Origin of the sequence: Citrobacter sp. 506, assembly GCF_050434985.1 — a bacterium.
GTDB lineage: Bacteria > Pseudomonadota > Gammaproteobacteria > Enterobacterales > Enterobacteriaceae > Citrobacter > Citrobacter braakii.
Genome location: NZ_JBNDJN010000001.1, coordinates 231371 through 250035, shown reverse-complemented (window position 1 = coordinate 250035; position 18665 = coordinate 231371). Strand labels below are relative to the sequence as shown.

Genomic DNA, 18665 nt, shown 5'->3' with positions numbered 1-18665 from the left:
GAACTCGCAGTGTTCATTCAGGATTTTACAAACAAGCTCATTATTCCCACTGCCAGGGCGCTATAGAAAAGCAACTGATACAGATTCGTCGGCACGTCTGTCCATTTTCTAACGATGCCCAGCGCGACCACGACCAGCGCAGCCGGGTAAATGGCGCACAGCACGGGAACCGCCATTGCGGTGAGGGAATTCAGTCCCAGCACGGCAAGTGCTGCTGACACCATCAGGGAGAGCGTCACCAGTAGCCCATAAGACGCACCGGTCGTCTGGTTGAAATAGCGCGCTGTTCCGGTCGTCAGACCAATGGCCGTGACCAGACAGGCGAGGGTAATGATCGCCGCCAACAACACCCGGCCATAAACGCCAAAAACAGTCTCGACATAGGCGCTCATCACCTGCATACCGTTCGTTGCGCCCCGCACCGGGCTGTGGGACCCCATCGACAGATAGCAGATATAAATCACGGCCAGACCTGCAGCGGCGATAAAGGCTGCGGCGATGGAATGGGTGAAGATACCCCGCGGATGGTGGATCCCGCGCTGTTTAAGCGTGTGGGTGATAATGGCGCCGAAGCACAACGCACTGATCACATCCAGGGTCTGATAACCGTTGACGAACCCTGTATCGAACGCGCGAGTTTGATATGCGGTTGTGGCGGTCGTGAGCTCACCAATCGGATGTAACCAGGCACATATGCCGATAAAAATCAGGGCACTAATTTTAATGGGCGAAAGGAAGAAACCGACGATTTCCAGCATTTTCCCCGGCTTAGCCAGCGTCGCGCCAGCAAGGCCAAAGAACGCGGCGGAAAATATAATCTTCTGCATCAGGGAACTAGCTGCGCCATCGGTGATGACTTCGTAGCTAATCGTCGCGGTGCGTGGCGTACCAAATAAAACCCCCAGCGTTAAAAAGCAAATGCCAATAAAAATCAGGCTCGGCCATTTGCCTAAGGGTTTCGTTAATTCCGCGATATCACCGCCATTAATGGCAAGGGAAATAATCGCCAGTGCCGGGAACAGAACCGCTGTGATGATAAAGCCAAAGCCTGCATTAAAGGCGTTTGCGCCCGCCTGCATGCCGACCAGCGGCGGGAATATAATATTGCCAGCACCAAGAAAAAGAGCCAGCGTCATCCCCCCAAGAGCTATAGTCTCGGATAGAGGCAGTTTACAATTCTTTGTCATATTTTTTAAAAACGCTCAGGTTTTGTGCGATTCATTTAGTGGAGATAATATAGATTACAGGACAATTAGCCGAATTTAAGATTGTTTTGTGATTTTTATCACTGATTTATACTTTTCACAGAACAATTATTAACCGTTTTGCTATCACCTCCAGTATTTTCTTCTAATCAATATTCCTAACTCCAGCTGTAACGAGTTAAATAAACATACGACAACATGACTTTCAACCAAAGGTAGATGCAAACAAGCATGTGTTTAATATTTATAGGGGAGTGTTGAGCAGTTAAAAATATATTCCTTGTTACGGTAATGTATATTTTTTGATGAATTAATAACTTGTTAACTTATTAACAATACCAACTACATCCGATTTTGGCATGGAACGGCTAAGCGGGCAGACCCAGAGATCGCCACGAGTAACGCTGGCAGTAACACTTTTCGACACTTGTCATATCACTTGTAGTAACAGAGCCGCAAATTCCCCCAAGTCAGGGTGTACTTTTGGATTTCATCATTTCACAGCCAAACTATGCTAATCATCCTCAGCTTCCTGCCAGGAAGTGGGAAAAGCACTATCGCTCAGGCATTAACAAAAAAGTTCAACGCTCTGTGCTTGAGAAGAACCCCAACGATTATTATCGTAGGGAGTTAGCAACAGCCGCTTCTGACAAAAAGTTGACCATCAGCCCTCCTCAAAATTAATGAACACATCTAATAAACCCTAGCTAATTACCCCATCTAATCGAATAAATAACTTTGCGTTATGCTTTTCCTCGACAACAGCCAAAGGATAACGTCATGCAAACTGTAAAACTGAACAACGGTATTGAAATGCCCCTGCTGGGCTTTGGTGTGTTTCAAATGTCTGATGCCGCTGAATGCGAAAGAGCCGTGATTGATGCCATCGATACGGGATACCGCCTGATCGATACCGCCGCGTCTTACCAGAATGAAACCCAGGTCGGGAACGCTCTGAAACAAAGCGGTATCGACCGTAACGAACTCTTTGTTACGACCAAGTTGTGGCTGCAGGATACTCATTACGAAGGCGCTAAAGCCCAGTTCGAACGCTCCCTGAATCGTCTGCAACTTGATTATGTTGATCTGTATCTGATTCACCAGCCTTACGGTGATGTTCATGGGGCATGGCGTGCCATGGAAGAATTGCAACAGGCAGGAAAAATTCGCGCCATTGGCGTCAGCAACTTCCATCCTGACAGACTGGCCGACCTTATCGCCTTCAACAACGTTGCCCCTGCGGTAAACCAGATTGAAGTTAACCCCTTCAACCAGCAGCTGCATGCCGTTCCTTGGAATCAAAGCCGTGGCATTCAGCCGGAAGCCTGGGCTCCGTTTGCTGAAGGGAAAAATGGTCTGTTCCAGCATCCCGTGTTAACGGCAATTGGTCAGAAGTACGGCAAAAGCGTGGGCCAGGTTGTTCTGCGTTGGATCTTCCAGCGAGGCATCATTTCACTGGCGAAATCGGTGCGCAAAGAACGCATGGCAGAGAACATTAACATTCTCGATTTTGAACTTAGTTCTGAAGATATGCTGCTGATTGCCACGCTCGACACTGCAACCAGCGCCTTCTTCTCTCACCGCGATCCGGCGATGGTGGAATGGCTGACCGGCCGCAAACTTGATGTTTAAGTCGCGATAAAAGAGGTATTCATTCAATGCAAAAACGTTATCTGGGTAAATCCCGACTCGAAGTATCCGCGCTTGGGCTCGGCTGCATGGGCTTAAGCCATGGCTACGGTCCGGCGACCGATACCCGTCAGGCTATCGAGCTCATTCGCGCTGCGGTTGAACGTGGCGTCACCTTCTTCGATACCGCTGAAGTGTATGGCCCCTTTCTTAATGAAGAGGTTGTAGGCGAAGCCTTAAAACCGTTTCGTGACCGTGTGGTTATTGCCACCAAGTTTGGTTTTACCTTCGGCGCGGACAACAAGCAGCAGATTTTAAACAGCCGTCCGGAGCATATCCGTGAAGCTGTGGAAGGATCATTACGCCGCCTTAAGACTGATGTCATTGATCTGCTGTATCAACACCGTGTCGACCCGGATGTCCCCATTGAAGATGTCGCGGGAACGGTGAAAGACCTGATAGCGGAAGGCAAAGTCAAACATTTCGGTCTGTCCGAAGCGGGCGCACAAACCATTCGTCGTGCACATGCCGTACAACCGGTCACTGCGCTGCAAAGCGAATACTCTCTGTGGTGGCGCGAACCTGAGCAGGAAATCCTGCCGTTACTGGAGGAACTGGGTATTGGTTTCGTTCCCTTCAGCCCATTAGGCAAAGGCTTCCTGACGGGATCGATTAAGCCAGGAACCACTTTTGGCAAGGATGATTACAGAAGCCAAGTGCCGCGTTTCGCCGAGCAGGCGATTGAAGCCAATGAAAAGCTGGTCACCTTGCTGGGTGAACTGGCGGCAGAGAAAGGCGTGACGTCTGCGCAAATCGCGCTGGCATGGCTGCTGGCACAAAAGCCGTGGATTGTTCCTATCCCTGGTACCACCAAACTGCACCGGCTGGAGGAAAACCTGGGGGGTGCCGACATCATTCTTTCGCCGAAGGATACGCAGCAGATAACCCAGGCGCTGGAAACGATTAACATCGTCGGTGAACGTTACTCTCCTGAGCACCAGGCCCGCGTAGGCCGTTAATATCCGAACGGGTCTACGGACCCGTTATTGGGCGTAGCGAAGTGCATCGATCATCAGCGCAAATGCGGGCGGGTGCTGCTTACGGCTCGGGTAGTAGAGATAATAGCCGGGAAAAGATGGGCACCAGTCCTGCAGAACCTGAATAAGCTCCCCTGACTTTATATAATCCTGCACCCTGTCTTCAGGCATACAGGCAATGCCAAAACCGGATAAAGCAGCATCAATCCTTTCTGCCTGCTGATTAAACGTTACCTGCCCTTCCACTCTGACCCGTAACGGTTTCCCTTCCTTCTCAAACTCCCAGTGATAAAGCCCACCGGCAGTCGGCAGGCGCATATTGATGCACCGATGATTTTGTAGCTCGTGCGGCGTTTCAGGTGCAGGGTTTGCCGCGAAGTAAGACGGTGCTCCCACCACGGCCATGCGCATGTCCGGGCCAATTCTTACAGCAACCATATCCTTATCCACGCTTTCGCCCAGGCGGATCCCGGCATCAAAACGGCCCTCAACAATATCGACAAAGCCGTTATCAACCACCAGTTCGAGATTAATTTCCGGATATTCTTTGAGGAAAGGTTTTAACTTTGGCCATACCAGACTTCGCGCGGCATGCTCCCCAGCAGATAAGCGGATATTGCCGGAGGCAGTGCCGTTCAGTTGAACCAGCGATTCCAGCTCCTGTTCAAGATCGGCAATACGCGGTTCAAGGCAGGCAATAATTCTCTCACCGGCTTCCGTAGGGGCAACGCTTCGGGTCGTACGGGTCAGAAGGCGGATATTGAGCCTTTCCTCCAGCGCCTTCATCGCATGGCTGAGTGCAGACTGAGATACACCCAGTTTGCCCGCTGCTTTGGTAAAACTTCGCTCCCTTGCCACCACCAGAAAGATTTGCAGTTCGTTGAAGTTTTCTTTAAGCATCGGCAATTTCCTTATGGTGGCATTCCCTTCATCGCGCACTCATGAAGGGTGTTCATAGACACAATCATTTTAGCCCTATTACTGACAATAATGATAATTGATATTCTGGCTGTAGAGAAAATAAGTCTGAATTATCATAAGGTTTATCATGAAAATACTCATTGCAGGCGCGACCGGAAGTATTGGTCTTCATGTCGTGAATACCGCTATCGAAATGGGTCATCAGCCCGTGGCGCTGGTCAGAAATAAACGGAAAGTAAAATTACTTCCGCGTGGAACGGATGTTTTTTACGGCGATGTTTCAATGCCTGAAACACTTACCGATTTGCCGAAAGATATTGATGCCATCATCTTCACGCTCGGTTCCGATGGCCAGGGGCGTATTGGCGCCAGAGCGATAGATTACGGCGGTGTGCGTAACATTTTACGACTCTTCAGGGATACACCTGTACGCATCGGTTTAATGACCACGATTGGCGTGACTGAACGACTCAGCACCTGGAATCAACGCACTGAGGTTCATGACTGGAAAAGACGTGCCGAACGTCTGGTCAGAGCGAGTGGTCACCCGTATACCATCGTCAGACCCGGCTGGTTTGATTACAACAATGATGATGAACACAGAATCGTTTTGCTTCAGGGGGATCGTCGCCATGCAGGAACACCAGAAGATTGTGTGATATCAAGGCAGCAAATCGCCCAGGTTCTGGTCAGTGCCCTGAATAACGAGGCGGCAAAAAATAAAACGTTTGAGCTGGTGGCCGAACGAGGCGAAGCACCGCCGGATCTTACTCCACTGTTTGCAGACCTGCAGGCTGATGATCCACAAAAAAATGATGGCGTTTTAGATATAGACAATATGCCTCTGTGTGAAGAACCTGAGTGCATTATTAACGAGCTGAACCGCACGGGGTTGCTGAAATCTATAAATAAATCATAAGCATCCCGACAAGGCTGTATCATCGCCCTCTTATAATGCGCGTTAATTTATTTTCAGAACAGAAGACATCATCGATGAGATAACCCGAGCGATTGATTTAAACGTACACAAATCGCTGAAGGTAAGTTTAGCGTATCGATGATCAGGCATGCTTCAGCCAGTTCCGGAATATTTGCGCTTGCAGTATTCCCTGAAAATCAATCAGCCCTGAGCAACCAAGTTTCTTGATCAGATTCTGCCTGGCCTGGTAAATGGTTTTTAAGTGTAGATTTAACATGGCAGATATCTCAAAAACAGTTCGCCCCTCCCCTAGCTGCGTTAAAATATATTTATCTCGCGCAGTCAAGGAGATATTGAGTTCCGATTGATGCTCGTGCTTACCACCAGCACGAGTAATATCAATAATAAATTGCTTGATTGAGGCAACATCGCTATCTACTGGAAGTCTGTAAAGTGAGATATCATTGAGATACTGATACAGATGACCATCAATCAGCAGCACCAGACGATACGTACTCAGATCGTAATTTTGCTTTTTTACCGCGTCAAAGTGATTAGCGGTGAAGAAAACAAGTCGCGCCTTGTCATCTTCAAAAACGATATCTGCAAGGATATTCTTTAACCCTTGCCTGATATAGATATCATCAATCCATAAAACTGCGTTTCCAGCATGTTCCTGCACGATGTTCATCATTATGACCTCAACGAAAAATCACCATTGACCTCACCGGGCTGCGAAGTTTTATCGAGTTGAAGATGTGCCAGAATCTGTGAATAGAGATCGGTCAGTATCACATTCTTCTCATTCTTCAACTGCGTGCTGAATGCCTGAATAAGAACATCATTACTGATACAACCCTGTTTTAACATGACATTACGCTCTATATCCTTATACAAAGCGCAGCGGAAAATAAAATCTTCCGGAATTGAATTAGCCATATCAACTCCATAATATGCAGTCATAAAAATAAGGGGATGCTATGTATAGTCTTAATCCAAAAAGCGAAGCGACAGAACTTACATCATACAATAATTGTGCTGTGTATTTATATTAATGTGCTACCTCATTAGACGTCATCAGCCGTATAACGTAACACTATTTCCAGGGTTTTTCTGATAATGTCTGCCTTGACAACGTCAGTTGTTGACTCCAGCGAACTAATCAGGCTTAAAATGATGTTTTTATTATTAACATTATCACCTGCCAGAATTACATTTGTTACCGCCTGCCCCAATACCACTGACTCATCTGCTAATAGTTCACCTGCATTATGGAAGTAACTTGATAAAGCTTTATCCGTCATTACACTGTGGACATTAATTTCATGAAGCATGGTAACCTCGCTTGTATAGTCTGGAGAATTATCTTTAATGTAATTTAGGGTTTTTGCTGGCACTGAAAGCACTCTCATCTCTCGTTTTTTCCGGTTTTCTGCTTATCTTCCCCGGATTAACATTTGTGAAATCATTGATAACGCTGTCAATTAATTGTTTACGTGTACCATCCATTTCACTGGCATGCATAAGCCGCAATTGCTTAATCAGTGCAGCTAACGAAACGTCTGTATGCATTCGCAAAATTTCTAGCACAGCCAAACCTGTAATTTCATGTTTCAAGCGTTCACTGTCAGGTTTCTTCATAACTCCTTCACTACTTACCCATTATCATAGTAGGGCTTTATTTTATTCGAAAAGCAGGCCGATTAACGCATTGTAATGTTTCTGTTCATTCTCACCTGATGCATTTTCAAGACGGTGCAGAAGTTTGGTACACAGTGATTTGCGACTGAGATTGCGCCCATCTTTTAGTATCTCAGTCACGATTTCGCCCAACGTTTCCTGTTGGGTTGGCAGATGCGCTTTAGCAAAGTAACGAGAAATCGCGCTTGCAGAATCAGTGCGAACGGTATGCTGCTGCATGGAGTGCTCCTGTAACAAAATGCTGGTGAATATTAAGTTTTATAACAGTAGCAAAGCTGTACCGAAAATGTGTACAACATAGCACGCTAATTTTTAGCAAAAAATGCTAAATTAATTAAATCATGTAGTTATGAAGGTTCAGATCTACATGAAATCCAATTTCTTTGTACAAATCACTTTGTATTATCAATGATAATTGATCTGTATTAGCCCGATTACTTGTAAAGACAAAGTTAGAATTATGTATTAAAATCAGGGCGTAACCTGGTTTGTCTGATACTGACCAGACCTCTTCTCCTTCCTTGATCCCGGACTGTCCATGCTCACGACCATTATTTACCGTAGCCATCTACGTGAAGACGCCCCTCTCAAAGCGCTTGAGGATATGGTGACAGCCGCAAATATCAAAAACAGGCGATCAGATGTTACGGGGATCTTACTCTTTAACGGCCATCACTTTTTCCAACTGCTTGAAGGCCCAGAGGAGCAGGTAAAAGAGATCTATCGTTGTATTTGTAACGACCCCCGGCACCACAATATCGTTGAACTGATGTGTGATTACGCGCCTGCGAGAAGATTCGGAAAAGTAGGGATGGAGTTATTTGATTTACAAAAACATGAACGGAATGACGTCCTGCAAGCTGTACTCAATAAGGGTACGTCCAAATTTCAGCTCACGTATGATGACAGAGCATTACAGTTTTTCCGCACATTTGTCCTCGCCACGGAAAAATCGAGCTATTTTGAAATACCTGCGCCTGATTACTGGAGTTTTATAACCGACAATACCTGTACCATCCTGGATGAAAGCACACTTCCGTCAGATACAGATTTCAGCTTTGCTTTTCAACCAATTATCGATCCTATGTCGCAGCGCGTCATTGCGCTGGAAGCCCTTATTCGCGGTAAAGACGGTGAAACGCCCGCTACGTATTTTGACAAATTCAAACCTGAAGATGTGTATACCGCTGATCTGCAGAGCAAAAAGACTGCATTTGCAATGGCAAGCGCACTGGGACTTAATCACAAAATGCTGTCGGTTAATCTGTTACCCATGACCCTGGTAAACAGACCCGATGCAGTCAGCTTTCTTATAAACGAAATCGCGGCGCATGGACTGGTGCCTGAACAAATCATTGTAGAGTTTACCGAAAGTGAAGTTATTTCGCGTTTTGATACGTTCGCGCAGGCCGTGAAGTCACTCAAGGCAGCGGGTATATGTGTGGCGATAGATCATTTCGGGGCAGGTTTTGCCGGGCTTCAGCTTTTGTCTCGCTTTCAACCGGACCGAATTAAGATAAGCCGCGAACTCATCACTGATGTGCATAAAAGTGGACCACGGCAGGCCATCATTCAGGCCATAATCAAATGCTGCGCTTCACTGGAGATTATGATTTCTGCGGTCGGCGTCGAAAAACCTGAAGAGTGGATGTGGCTTGAATCCGCGGGTATTGAGATCTTCCAGGGCAACCTGTTTGCAAGAGCCTGCCTGAATGGTACTCCGTCTGTCGCGTGGCCAGAGAAAAAATGATTTCTCAGCGTTATAATAATTAACGTATTGTTATTACAAAATAATCCCGCCACCTCTTTTATGCTGAACATAAAAATTCAGCATTTACTCTCTACGTGATAGTAAAGTAAATCTTAATTTTGCTAGAATCCTATGTATGTTTTGTACAATTTGATGCATGTTGTACAAAGTAGCAGGAACCGCATATCGGTGACGGAGAATCAGGAGTGTCTGGGGGAATTATGGCTTATTACAGCATTGGGGATGTCGCAGAACGTTGCGGGATAAATCCTGTCACCCTTCGGGCATGGCAACGACGTTACGGTTTACTCAAACCTCAACGCAGCGAAGGTGGCCACCGACTCTTTGATGAAGAGGATATTCAACGTATTGAAGAAATAAAACGTTGGATTAGCAGTGGCACACCCGTTGGCAAAGTGAAAGCATTGCTGGAAACCAGTACCCGTGAAACTGACGACGACTGGAATCAATTGCAAGAAGAGATGATGGGCATTCTTCGTATGGCGTATCCCCCGAAGCTGCGAGCCAAAATTATCGCACTCGGTCGCGCCTACCCCGTAGATGCGTTGATTGATCGCGTTTATCTTCCCGTGCGTCAGCGGTTGATACTTGACCATAATACATCCCGCATCATGAACAGTATGCTTGATGGCGCATTGATTGAATATGTAGCAACCCTGCTGTCTGAAACGCGCCGCAAATCAGGGAAAGATGCCATCCTGATGGCTTGGGATGTTGAAGACCGAACCCGTTTATGGCTCGAAGCCTGGCGTTTATCGCAATCGGGCTGGCATATTGCCGTGCTTGCTGAACCCATTGAATCGCCAAGACCTGAACTCTTCCCCGGGCAAACGCTTTTTGTCTGGACTGGTATTACGCCAACCCGCAGACAAAATGAACTTCTACAACACTGGAACGAACAAGGTTATAAAGTCATTTTTCACAGCCCGTAACCAACATGTATCGCAGTAATGAGCTGAGTAAGATAAATCTTACTAATTCTCATTTTTTGGGTGGTTATTTTGAATGCCATCCAATGAATCTGTGTTCCCTACCCGCCTGACTTAATACCCGCAGTAGCATAAAAACAAAACAATATACTCACCCGTGGGTATTATTTTTTTGCAAACGACATCACCTTTTTCCTAAGTAAAATTCATTAGATCAACTGGCGCACGCCTAATACTTATTCTAGGGTTAAACCATGTCTTCTTGTACCACATTATTATTTTTCTAAAGTAATAAATGTGGTTATTTGAAAAAGGTAAAGGATATGGCTCTAGTCTTAGACAAACGCTTAATTCTTTGTTGCTGCGCCTTTTCCATTATTCCCGTGGCAAATGCAGCAACCGTTAACGGAACATTTCAGGTACTGATGACGATTCAAAAGGCCTGTACCGTGACTGCCGGTTCGGCTTCAAATATCACGCTTGGACCGGTGAATACCACGGCAACAAATACCAATGCAAGCAACACGATTTCGATTAATTGCTCAAAAACCACGCCCTATTTTATCGGCCTGGCGCCGTCGGCCGCCAATGGGGGGACGACGACGGGCTCAGGCGCCATGTCCTCCGTGGCTAACGCTGCCACTAATACCGATAAAGTGCCCTACCAGCTAAATCGAACATCAGCAACAGGTCCGGTGTGGGGGAACACCGCCACCGACACCGCGCCTGGAAACGGCGTAGCGGCGACGGGGACCGGGCTGGTGCAAACGTTTACTGTTTATGCCACCGCACCGAGCGCCAACTTCACTCCTGACGACTATGCCGACACGGTAACGGTTAACGTTAACTACTAACTTCAGGAAGCCACATGAGAGTAAAACTGCCTGTTCAGCAGTGTGCCTGCGCATGCCTGTTAGGGATGGTTGCGAGCCTCAACCCTGCCGCCGCCAGCGGGCTGCAAATCGCCCCGGTCACGTTAACTTTGCTCGCGACGCAAAATGCCGATGGCATCTGGCTTAGTAATGCGGGTGAAAATGTGCTCAATGCCCAGGTTCGGGTTTTTCGCTGGAGCCAGAGCGCTTACGGCGACAAACTTTCCCCCTCTCAGGGGCTGGTCATTAGCCCGCCGATGCTGGCATTAGCCCCTGGAGAACGTCAGTTGATTCGCGTTATTCGGACCGGCCCACCTTCGGCACATGCTGAAGACGCTTATCGGTTATCGATAGATGAGTTACCGCCTGCAAAAGTAGAAAAAAATAAGCTTCAGTTTGTGCTGCATTATTCCGTCCCCGTTTTCATTCAACCAACATCAGCGGCGCAAACGCAGGCTAAATTGCAATGGAAATTACAACAGCTTGATGGCAAAAAATTTATTGAAGTGAGTAACCAGGGAAATGGGCATGCACAATTATCTGCTGCAACATTTATAAGCCCTGACGGTGCTAAAAAAGTTATTACGCCCGGACTGTTAGGCTACGTTTTACCCGGCTCAACGATGCGCTGGATAGTCTCTCCGTCGGCCAGTAATACTCATGATGGCGGGAAAGTTGAAGTCACAATCAATGGCCAAAAAACAGTACAAGATCTGTAACAGATCCTGGCTTCTGGTGAAATATTGCTTTCTCAATGGAGTATTAATATCGGGAATGGTTTGCGCACAAACGCTGAATAATAACCAGAGCGAAGATGGTGTTATTAATGGCGCAGCGCAGCTCGTGGGGGTCAATTTGTATCTCGACGTCACCTTAAATGGGAATCCCGTTGGGCTGGTGCATTTGGGTTACGATAATGGAAAGCTCTATGCAGGGGCAGATACCCTGCGAAAAATGGGCTTTCACTTTGCGCCTGACGCCACTCACGCCGTCTGCCTGAACGATATCCCCGAGCTAACCATTGACTATAACGTTCAGTTGCAAACGCTTTCGCTTACTGCGCCACTCAGTTCACTCGATCTTGCGACCATGCAGCTTAACTCCCCCGTGGAGACCGCGCCGACGGCGACAACATCACGCGGAGCGCTGCTCAATTACGATATCTATACCCAACAGGGGGATGAAAGCGCAATAAATACCTTCAGCGAACTCCGCGCTTTCAATGCTGCAGGCGTGCTCAGCACCACCCAGTTGACGCAGTATTCCACCGAGGAAAATGCGGATAACAGCGTTGAGCGACTCGATACCAGCTGGCGTACGTCATTTCCCGAAACGATGCTGGCGGTAACCGTTGGCGATACCCTGACCAGTTCACTTATCTGGTCCCGACCGACGCGTATCGGCGGCATTCAGATAGGAACCGATTTTGGTTTGCGGCCCTATATGCCAACCACCCCGCTCCCTGCATATCTTGGCTCCGCGACGTTGCCGTCAAACGTTGAGCTGTACGTCGACGGCGTCAGGTACTACAACGGAGAAGTCCCCGCGGGTAGCTTTCAGATCAACACAATGCCGAACATCAGCGGCGCGGGAACGGGTCAGGTGATGATGACGGATGCGCTGGGCAGAACGAGCGTACAAAATTTCTCGTTCTACAACGATCAGCAACTCCTGCGGGAAGGATTAACTGCCTGGTCTGCAGAACTGGGTACGGTACGCGAAAACTATGGTTACTCCTCTTTTGATTATGCCAGCGCACCGGTACTGAGCGGTACATGGCGTCGTGGGTTTAGCAATACGTTCACTGCCGGGACTCACGCTGAAACCAGCGATGGACTGATTAACGCAGGCTTCAGTAACGACTGGATCCCAGGCACCCGCAGCGGCACGTTTTCGACCTCAGTTGCCGCAAGTACCGACGCAGGAAAGAACGGTTTTCTGTACAGTTTTGGTTATCGTTGGTCCGGCGAACGGTTTAATTTCAGTACCAGTACGACAGCCACTTCCGGCGATTATCGCGATGTCGCCACCCATTATGGCGAGCCGCCACCGACGCTTAACAGCAATACGGTCATTGGCTATTCGCTGGAAGCTGCCGGTAATGTCAGCCTGAGTTACCTGCAGTTTCGTTATCCGCACGAAAATGCGGTGCGCTACGCCAACGCCAGCTGGTTCAAATCGATTACCGACAACATTTCACTGAATGCCGGATTCAACCAAAACATCGACGATAACCGCGATCGCAGTCTCTATCTGATGGTGACAATGACCACTGATAACAATCTCAGTGCCAGCAGCACCCTACAACGCACCAATGATGAAACCGGCTACCAGCTCAACGCCAGCCTGACGCCTCCTGCCGACGGCGGCTGGGGCTGGAATCTGGCCGCCAGTCAGCAGGCTTCCCGGCAAAGCGGTCAGGGAGAAGTGGGATATCTGGGGCGTTATGGTAAAGCGTACGCGGGATTCAGCCGTTTACCGGATAACCACTACGGCTACGCAGGCGCCACCGGATCGCTTGTTACCATGGGAGGCGGCCTGTTTGCAGCACGTGAAATCAACAATGGCTTTGCCGTCGTATCAACTGACGGCGTTCCTGACGTCCCGATTAAATTACAAAATAACCTGATTGGTCGCAGCGACGACCAGGGGCTATTGCTGGTCACGCCGCTGAACAGTTATCAAAAAAACCTGATCAGTATTGACCCAATGGATCTCCCCGCCAATATGCGGATCGCGCGCGTTGAGGCGAATGCAACGCCTGCCGATCGTTCCGGTACATTGGTTAGCTTTGGCATTACCCCGGTACGCGCTGCGCAGGTCATCCTCGTCGACAATCAGGGTAAACCCATTCCCGAAGGCAGCATGGCATACGCCATCAGCGGAGCAGGACAATCGTCTGTCGTTGGTTTTGATGGGATGACCTGGTTCGAAATGCTGGAACAGCACAACGCGCTGCGCGTTGAGACAGACACCGGCAGTTGTCGCGTGCAATTTGACTATCCCACTTCCGCAAAGGGGATTGTGCAAATAGGTCCACTGGTTTGCCGGCCACACTAACAGGAGTGCGCTCATGAGGTTAAGGCATCTGTTACTCATCGCAGCCGTACTCTTTTGTCCGGCGATTAGCCATGCCGTAACCTGTTCGGTGAGCAATGTGCAACCCATAAATTTGGGCTCAGTCAATCCGCTGTCTGCGACAGGCGCAACGTCATCAATGACGTTCAACTACACCTGCACCAAAGAGCTTGGCGACGTGCTGGCAGGGATCAACCTCTGTTTTAATATTGGCGCCTCAGCCGTCAGTGGCCAGGTGACACCTCGAAATATGTCATTAAACGGAACACCTGCCAGAACGCTGGCATACCAGCTTTACCAGGATGCCGGGCACACCAAAGTCTGGGGGAGTCAGTATCAGTCGGGAACAACTTTTCCAATGGTACAGCTTAACCTGCTGAATCTGACGCCAGTGACGGGCTCACTCACGGTATCAGCACAGATTGTCACGCCACAAACCTCAGCGGTCCCCGGAAGCTATCAGGATAGCTATACGGCGGCGACAGCCCTTGTCACCCTCAATCCTGGATTGCTTTTCCCGCCGACCACCTGTGGCGATACCGTTGCCGCCAGGCTTCCCTTCACCGTATCGGCGACGGTCAGCAAACAGTGCAATATCACCTCTGCAACCAATATTAGCTTTGCGCCCGCCGGGGCGACCGGGCGTAACCTAACGGCTTCAAATACCGTGGGCGTAGCATGTTCCAATAACACGCCTTACACCATCGGACTTCAGCCCTCTAACGGCAATACGGCAGGCAGCGGCGTGATGGCCGGCACGGGGTCAAATACGGACAAGGTCCCCTACCAGCTTAGCTCGACGCCGGGGCCGTCCGGTACGGTTTGGGGCAATTCATCGCTCAATACCGTCGCGGGCAACGGTACGGGAACCACCACCACCTACCCGGTTTACGCCACCGTTCCCAGCGCGAACTACACGCCTGACAACTATGCTGATACCGTTACCATCGCCGTGACCTACTGACCCCAGCTTAATCGCAATAAAGCAAATACATTTTATTATCATATTATTTACTTTTAGAGGTGCGTCATAAATCTGACAAATTGCGATTTTTATAAATCATGCATATTAAATTACCCAGTCAGCAAAATAACCCAAATATCTGCACAATCAAAGAATAACTATTCACTTCTCAGCTAAAACCCACACGCTTCATGCCGATAAACCGTGTTAGCCGGACAGGCCATTCTATGAAATAAATGTTAAATTTAGGTTCATATGGTGTGATTCACTGTATACCACGGCCAAATTAAGAACATATTACTTTTATAACTAAGGTTTATCATGGATAAGTTATCTTACGCTTCAGATAGCAGCACATCTGCCTGGAATACCTACCTGCAACAAATCGAGCGTGTGGCCCCTTACCTGGGCGAACTTTCCCATTGGGTGGATACCCTGCGCCACCCAAAACGCGCGCTGATTGTCGATATCCCGGTGCAGATGGATGACGGTACTATCCGTCATTTTGAAGGGTATCGCGTGCAACATAACCTCTCCCGCGGGCCGGGCAAAGGCGGTGTGCGTTATCATCCTGATGTTGATCTTAATGAAGTGATGGCCCTGTCCGCATGGATGACCATCAAATGCGCAGCGTTGAACCTGCCGTACGGCGGTGCGAAAGGTGGCGTGCGCGTCGATCCGTTCTCGCTTTCCGAAGGTGAACTGGAGCGTTTAACCCGCCGTTATACCAGCGAAATCGGCATTATCATCGGGCCGCAGAAAGACATTCCTGCGCCGGATGTGGGGACTAACGGAAAGGTAATGGCCTGGATGATGGATACCTACTCCATGAACCACGGCACCACCGTGACCAGCGTGGTCACCGGTAAACCTATTCACCTCGGCGGCTCGTTAGGTCGTGATAAAGCCACCGGTCGTGGTGTTTTCGTCAGCGGTCTGGAAGTGGCGCGTCGTACCAACATCGACGTTGAAGGCGCTCGCGTAGCGGTGCAAGGTTTTGGTAACGTCGGCAGCGAAGCCGCCCGCCTGTTCGCGGCAGCAGGAGCACGCGTGGTCGCGATTCAGGATCACACCGCAACGCTGTTTAACTCAACGGGTATCGACATGGCCGCGTTGTCTGCCTGGCAGCTGGAGCACAAACAGATTGCCGGTTTCCCGGGCGCTGAAACCATTGCCAGCGAAGCCTTCTGGAGCCTGGAGATGGATATTCTGATCCCGGCCGCGCTCGAAGGCCAGATCACCCGTCACCGCGCGGAAACGCTGACCTGTAAACTGGTACTCGAAGGCGCTAACGGCCCAACCTATCCGGATGCCGACGACGTTCTGGCAAGCCGCGGTATCGTGGTTGTCCCAGACGTTGTTTGTAACGCCGGCGGCGTAACCGTCAGCTACTTCGAATGGGTTCAGGACATGGCTAGCTTCTTCTGGAGCGAAGAAGAGATTAACAATCGCATGGACAAAATCATGACCGATGCGATGGTACACGTGTGGGAAAAAGCGGCAGAGAAATCCTGCTCACTGCGTACGGCAGCCTACATTGTTGCCTGCGAACGCATTCTGCTGGCACGTAAAGATCGCGGAATTTATCCGGGCTAACGCCGAAATCGACCTTGCCTACAAACCACCTGCTCTGCAGGTGGTTTGTTTTCCATAAACACCCGTTAATCAGCTTCCCGGCCAAATACGGCCCAACCTCTCATTTTCGCTGTTTTATGCACCATGACGTTCCAATACGGAACATTATTATGTTGCTACGTTTCGTATTGAAACGCCCATTGCAGCAATTTTCTTTTGCCAACCCGTGTGCAAAATTACCTTATCGGCAGCGAGCAGTCGCCGTGGCGTTGTATAACCCGATACCCTACATCAGATGCCTGCCCGAATCTGGCAGCCATCCAGGACTGTCTGCGGAGCATAAATAATGAAAAAATTGATTAACCGTGTTGAAGACGTACTGACTGAACAACTCGCCGGACTGGCGAAAGCGTATCCTTCCCTGGCACTGCATCAGGATCCGGTATATGTCACCCGCGCAGATGCGCCGGTAATGGGCAAAGTGGCGCTGCTTTCAGGCGGTGGCAGCGGACACGAGCCTATGCACTGCGGTTACATTGGTCAGGGCATGCTCTCTGGTGCCTGCCCGGGTGAAATTTTTACCTCACCCACGCCGGATAAAATGTTCGAATGCGCCATGCAAATTGATGGCGGCGAAGGCGTACTGCTGATCATCAAAAATTACACCGGCGATATTCTTAATTTCGAAACCGCCACCGAGCTGTTGCATGAAAGCGGCGTCAAAGTCACCACCATGGTAGTGGATGACGACGTGGCGGTGAAGGACAGTCTGTATACCGCCGGTCGTCGTGGTGTGGCGAATACCGTATTGATCGAAAAACTGGTCGGCGCTGCCGCTGAACGCGGTGACTCACTGGAAGTTTGTGCAGCGCTGGGTCGTAAACTGAATAACCAGGGCCACTCCATTGGGATAGCCATTGGCGCCTGTACCGTTCCGGCCGCCGGACAACCGTCGTTCACGTTGCAGGATAACGAAATGGAGTTTGGCGTGGGTATCCACGGGGAACCGGGCATTGACCGCCGCACCTTCACTTCCCTCGATCAGACCGTTGATGAAATGTTCGATACCCTGCTGGAAAACGGCAACTACAGCCGTACGCTCCGCCACTGGGACAACGTTCAGGGCGCGTGGCAGGAAGGCAAAGAAAGCAAGCGCGCGTTGCAAAGCGGCGATCGCGTCATTGCGCTGGTCAATAATCTCGGTGCGACGCCGCTGTCAGAACTCTACGGCGTGTATAACCGCCTCGAAAGCCGTTGCCAGGACGCCGGCATCGTCATTGAGCGCAACCTGATCGGTTCTTACTGTACCTCTCTGGATATGACCGGCTTCTCAATCACCCTGTTACAGGTGGATGACGACACGCTGAACTTATGGGATGCACCGGTTCACACCCCTGCTCTCAACTGGGGTAAATAAGGAGATACATGATGTCCCTCAACAGAACACAAATTGTTAACTGGCTCTATCGCTGCGGTGAGATCTTCACCACCGAAAGTGATTTTCTCACCGGTCTTGATCGGGAAATTGGTGATGCCGACCACGGTCTGAACATGCACCGCGGCTTTAGCAAAGTCGTCGAAAAGCTGCCGTCCATCGCCGATAAAGACATTGGTTTTATTTTGAAAAACACCGGCATGGTGCTGCTCTCAAGCGTCGGGGGGGCCAGCGGTCCACTGTTTGGTACCTTTTTTATCCGTGCCGCCCAGGTGACCCAGGCTCATCAAAGCCTGACGCTTGAGGAGTTGTATCAAATGATTCGTGATGGCGCGGAAGGTGTGATTAGCCGCGGTAAAGCTGAACCTGGCGACAAAACCATGTGCGATGTCTGGCTGCCGGTAGTGGAATCTTTACGCCAATCCTGCGAGCAAAAGCTGAGCGTACAGGCGGCGCTGGAAGCGGCAAGCCAACAAGCGGAAGCAGCAGCGCAAAGCACCATCACCATGCAGGCCCGCAAAGGCCGCGCCAGCTATCTCGGTGAACGCAGCATTGGGCATCAGGATCCCGGCGCAACGTCCGTAATGTTTATGATGCAAATGCTGGCTCAGGCGTCTAGAGAGTAAGGA

Annotated in this window: 20 protein-coding genes; 13 read left to right on the top strand and 7 right to left on the bottom strand. The window is 49.5% G+C overall.

From position 1 onward, the window contains the following. Positions 1–17: 17 nt before the first annotated feature. Positions 18–1136 (bottom strand): branched-chain amino acid transport system II carrier protein, encoded by a 1119-nt coding sequence (gene brnQ, locus ABIE10_RS01355; RefSeq protein WP_429154450.1) that lies wholly within the window; start codon positions 1134–1136, stop codon positions 18–20. 552 nt (positions 1137–1688) lie between these two features. Here brnQ and ABIE10_RS01350 point away from each other — a divergent pair. From ABIE10_RS01350 to ABIE10_RS01340, 3 genes are all read left to right on the top strand, one after another. Continuing rightward, positions 1689–1889, top strand: a complete 201-nt coding sequence (locus ABIE10_RS01350; RefSeq protein WP_429154448.1) for a hypothetical protein — start codon at positions 1689–1691, stop codon at positions 1887–1889. A 96-nt stretch (positions 1890–1985) separates the two neighbouring features. Next, positions 1986–2837, top strand: coding sequence for an aldo/keto reductase (locus ABIE10_RS01345; protein ID WP_200047029.1), 852 nt, complete (start codon positions 1986–1988; stop codon positions 2835–2837). Positions 2838–2863: 26 nt separating this feature from the next. Then, positions 2864–3853 carry an aldo/keto reductase gene (locus ABIE10_RS01340; protein WP_429154446.1) on the top strand — a complete coding sequence of 330 codons (990 nt, stop codon included), beginning with the start codon at positions 2864–2866 and terminating at the stop codon, positions 3851–3853. Positions 3854–3877: 24 nt separating this feature from the next. Here ABIE10_RS01340 and ABIE10_RS01335 read toward each other — a convergent pair whose 3' ends face one another. Further along, on the bottom strand, positions 3878–4771 hold the full coding sequence (locus tag ABIE10_RS01335) for a LysR family transcriptional regulator (protein ID WP_047502196.1): 894 nt from the start codon (positions 4769–4771) through the stop codon (positions 3878–3880). Positions 4772–4919: 148 nt separating this feature from the next. On the opposite strand from ABIE10_RS01335, the gene ABIE10_RS01330 reads away from it, so the two are divergent. After that, a complete protein-coding gene (locus ABIE10_RS01330) occupies positions 4920–5711 on the top strand; it encodes an SDR family oxidoreductase (protein WP_429154443.1) in 792 nt (263 codons plus the stop codon). 142 nt (positions 5712–5853) lie between these two features. Here ABIE10_RS01330 and ABIE10_RS01325 read toward each other — a convergent pair whose 3' ends face one another. The 5 genes from ABIE10_RS01325 to ycgZ all read right to left on the bottom strand — a co-directional run bounded on the left by ABIE10_RS01325 (position 5854) and on the right by ycgZ (position 7631). Beyond that, positions 5854–6405, bottom strand: coding sequence for a LuxR C-terminal-related transcriptional regulator (locus ABIE10_RS01325; RefSeq protein WP_049282650.1), 552 nt, complete (start codon positions 6403–6405; stop codon positions 5854–5856). Continuing rightward, entirely contained in the window at positions 6405–6650 is a 246-nt protein-coding gene (locus tag ABIE10_RS01320) for a hypothetical protein (protein ID WP_016156767.1), read from the bottom strand. The genes ABIE10_RS01325 and ABIE10_RS01320 overlap by 1 nt, the downstream gene beginning before the upstream one ends. Before the next feature lie 128 nt (positions 6651–6778). After that, positions 6779–7045 (bottom strand): biofilm development regulator YmgB/AriR family protein, encoded by a 267-nt coding sequence (locus tag ABIE10_RS01315; RefSeq protein ID WP_016153343.1) that lies wholly within the window; start codon positions 7043–7045, stop codon positions 6779–6781. Between the two features lie 34 nt (positions 7046–7079). Further along, complete coding sequence (locus ABIE10_RS01310; protein ID WP_047502190.1) at positions 7080–7352, bottom strand: hypothetical protein; 273 nt, start codon at positions 7350–7352, stop codon at positions 7080–7082. 42 nt (positions 7353–7394) lie between these two features. Next, positions 7395–7631: a regulatory protein YcgZ gene (gene ycgZ / locus ABIE10_RS01305; protein WP_016153345.1), complete on the bottom strand. Its 237-nt coding sequence runs from the start codon at positions 7629–7631 to the stop codon at positions 7395–7397. A 319-nt stretch (positions 7632–7950) separates the two neighbouring features. On the opposite strand from ycgZ, the gene ABIE10_RS01300 reads away from it, so the two are divergent. The 9 genes from ABIE10_RS01300 (at position 7951) to dhaL (ending at position 18662) form a co-directional block, all read left to right on the top strand. Next, complete coding sequence (locus ABIE10_RS01300) at positions 7951–9162, top strand: diguanylate phosphodiesterase (RefSeq protein ID WP_049282651.1); 1212 nt, start codon at positions 7951–7953, stop codon at positions 9160–9162. A gap of 221 nt (positions 9163–9383) precedes the next feature. After that, a complete protein-coding gene (locus ABIE10_RS01295; RefSeq protein ID WP_032931597.1) occupies positions 9384–10115 on the top strand; it encodes a MerR family transcriptional regulator in 732 nt (243 codons plus the stop codon). Between the two features lie 320 nt (positions 10116–10435). Further along, positions 10436–10966 carry a Csu type fimbrial protein gene (locus ABIE10_RS01290; RefSeq protein WP_016153348.1) on the top strand — a complete coding sequence of 177 codons (531 nt, stop codon included), beginning with the start codon at positions 10436–10438 and terminating at the stop codon, positions 10964–10966. 14 nt (positions 10967–10980) lie between these two features. Beyond that, positions 10981–11703: a fimbrial biogenesis chaperone gene (locus ABIE10_RS01285; RefSeq protein ID WP_016153349.1), complete on the top strand. Its 723-nt coding sequence runs from the start codon at positions 10981–10983 to the stop codon at positions 11701–11703. Between the two features lie 55 nt (positions 11704–11758). Further along, positions 11759–14044, top strand: coding sequence for a fimbria/pilus outer membrane usher protein (locus tag ABIE10_RS01280; protein ID WP_429154438.1), 2286 nt, complete (start codon positions 11759–11761; stop codon positions 14042–14044). A 13-nt stretch (positions 14045–14057) separates the two neighbouring features. Then, positions 14058–15026, top strand: a complete 969-nt coding sequence (locus tag ABIE10_RS01275) for a Csu type fimbrial protein (RefSeq protein ID WP_049269127.1) — start codon at positions 14058–14060, stop codon at positions 15024–15026. A gap of 321 nt (positions 15027–15347) precedes the next feature. Next, positions 15348–16622: a Glu/Leu/Phe/Val family dehydrogenase gene (locus ABIE10_RS01270; RefSeq protein ID WP_429154435.1), complete on the top strand. Its 1275-nt coding sequence runs from the start codon at positions 15348–15350 to the stop codon at positions 16620–16622. Between the two features lie 325 nt (positions 16623–16947). Next, positions 16948–18018, top strand: a complete 1071-nt coding sequence (dhaK, locus tag ABIE10_RS01265) for a dihydroxyacetone kinase subunit DhaK (protein ID WP_429154433.1) — start codon at positions 16948–16950, stop codon at positions 18016–18018. Positions 18019–18029: 11 nt separating this feature from the next. Further along, entirely contained in the window at positions 18030–18662 is a 633-nt protein-coding gene (dhaL, locus tag ABIE10_RS01260; protein WP_016153354.1) for a dihydroxyacetone kinase subunit DhaL, read from the top strand. Positions 18663–18665 lie beyond the last annotated feature (3 nt).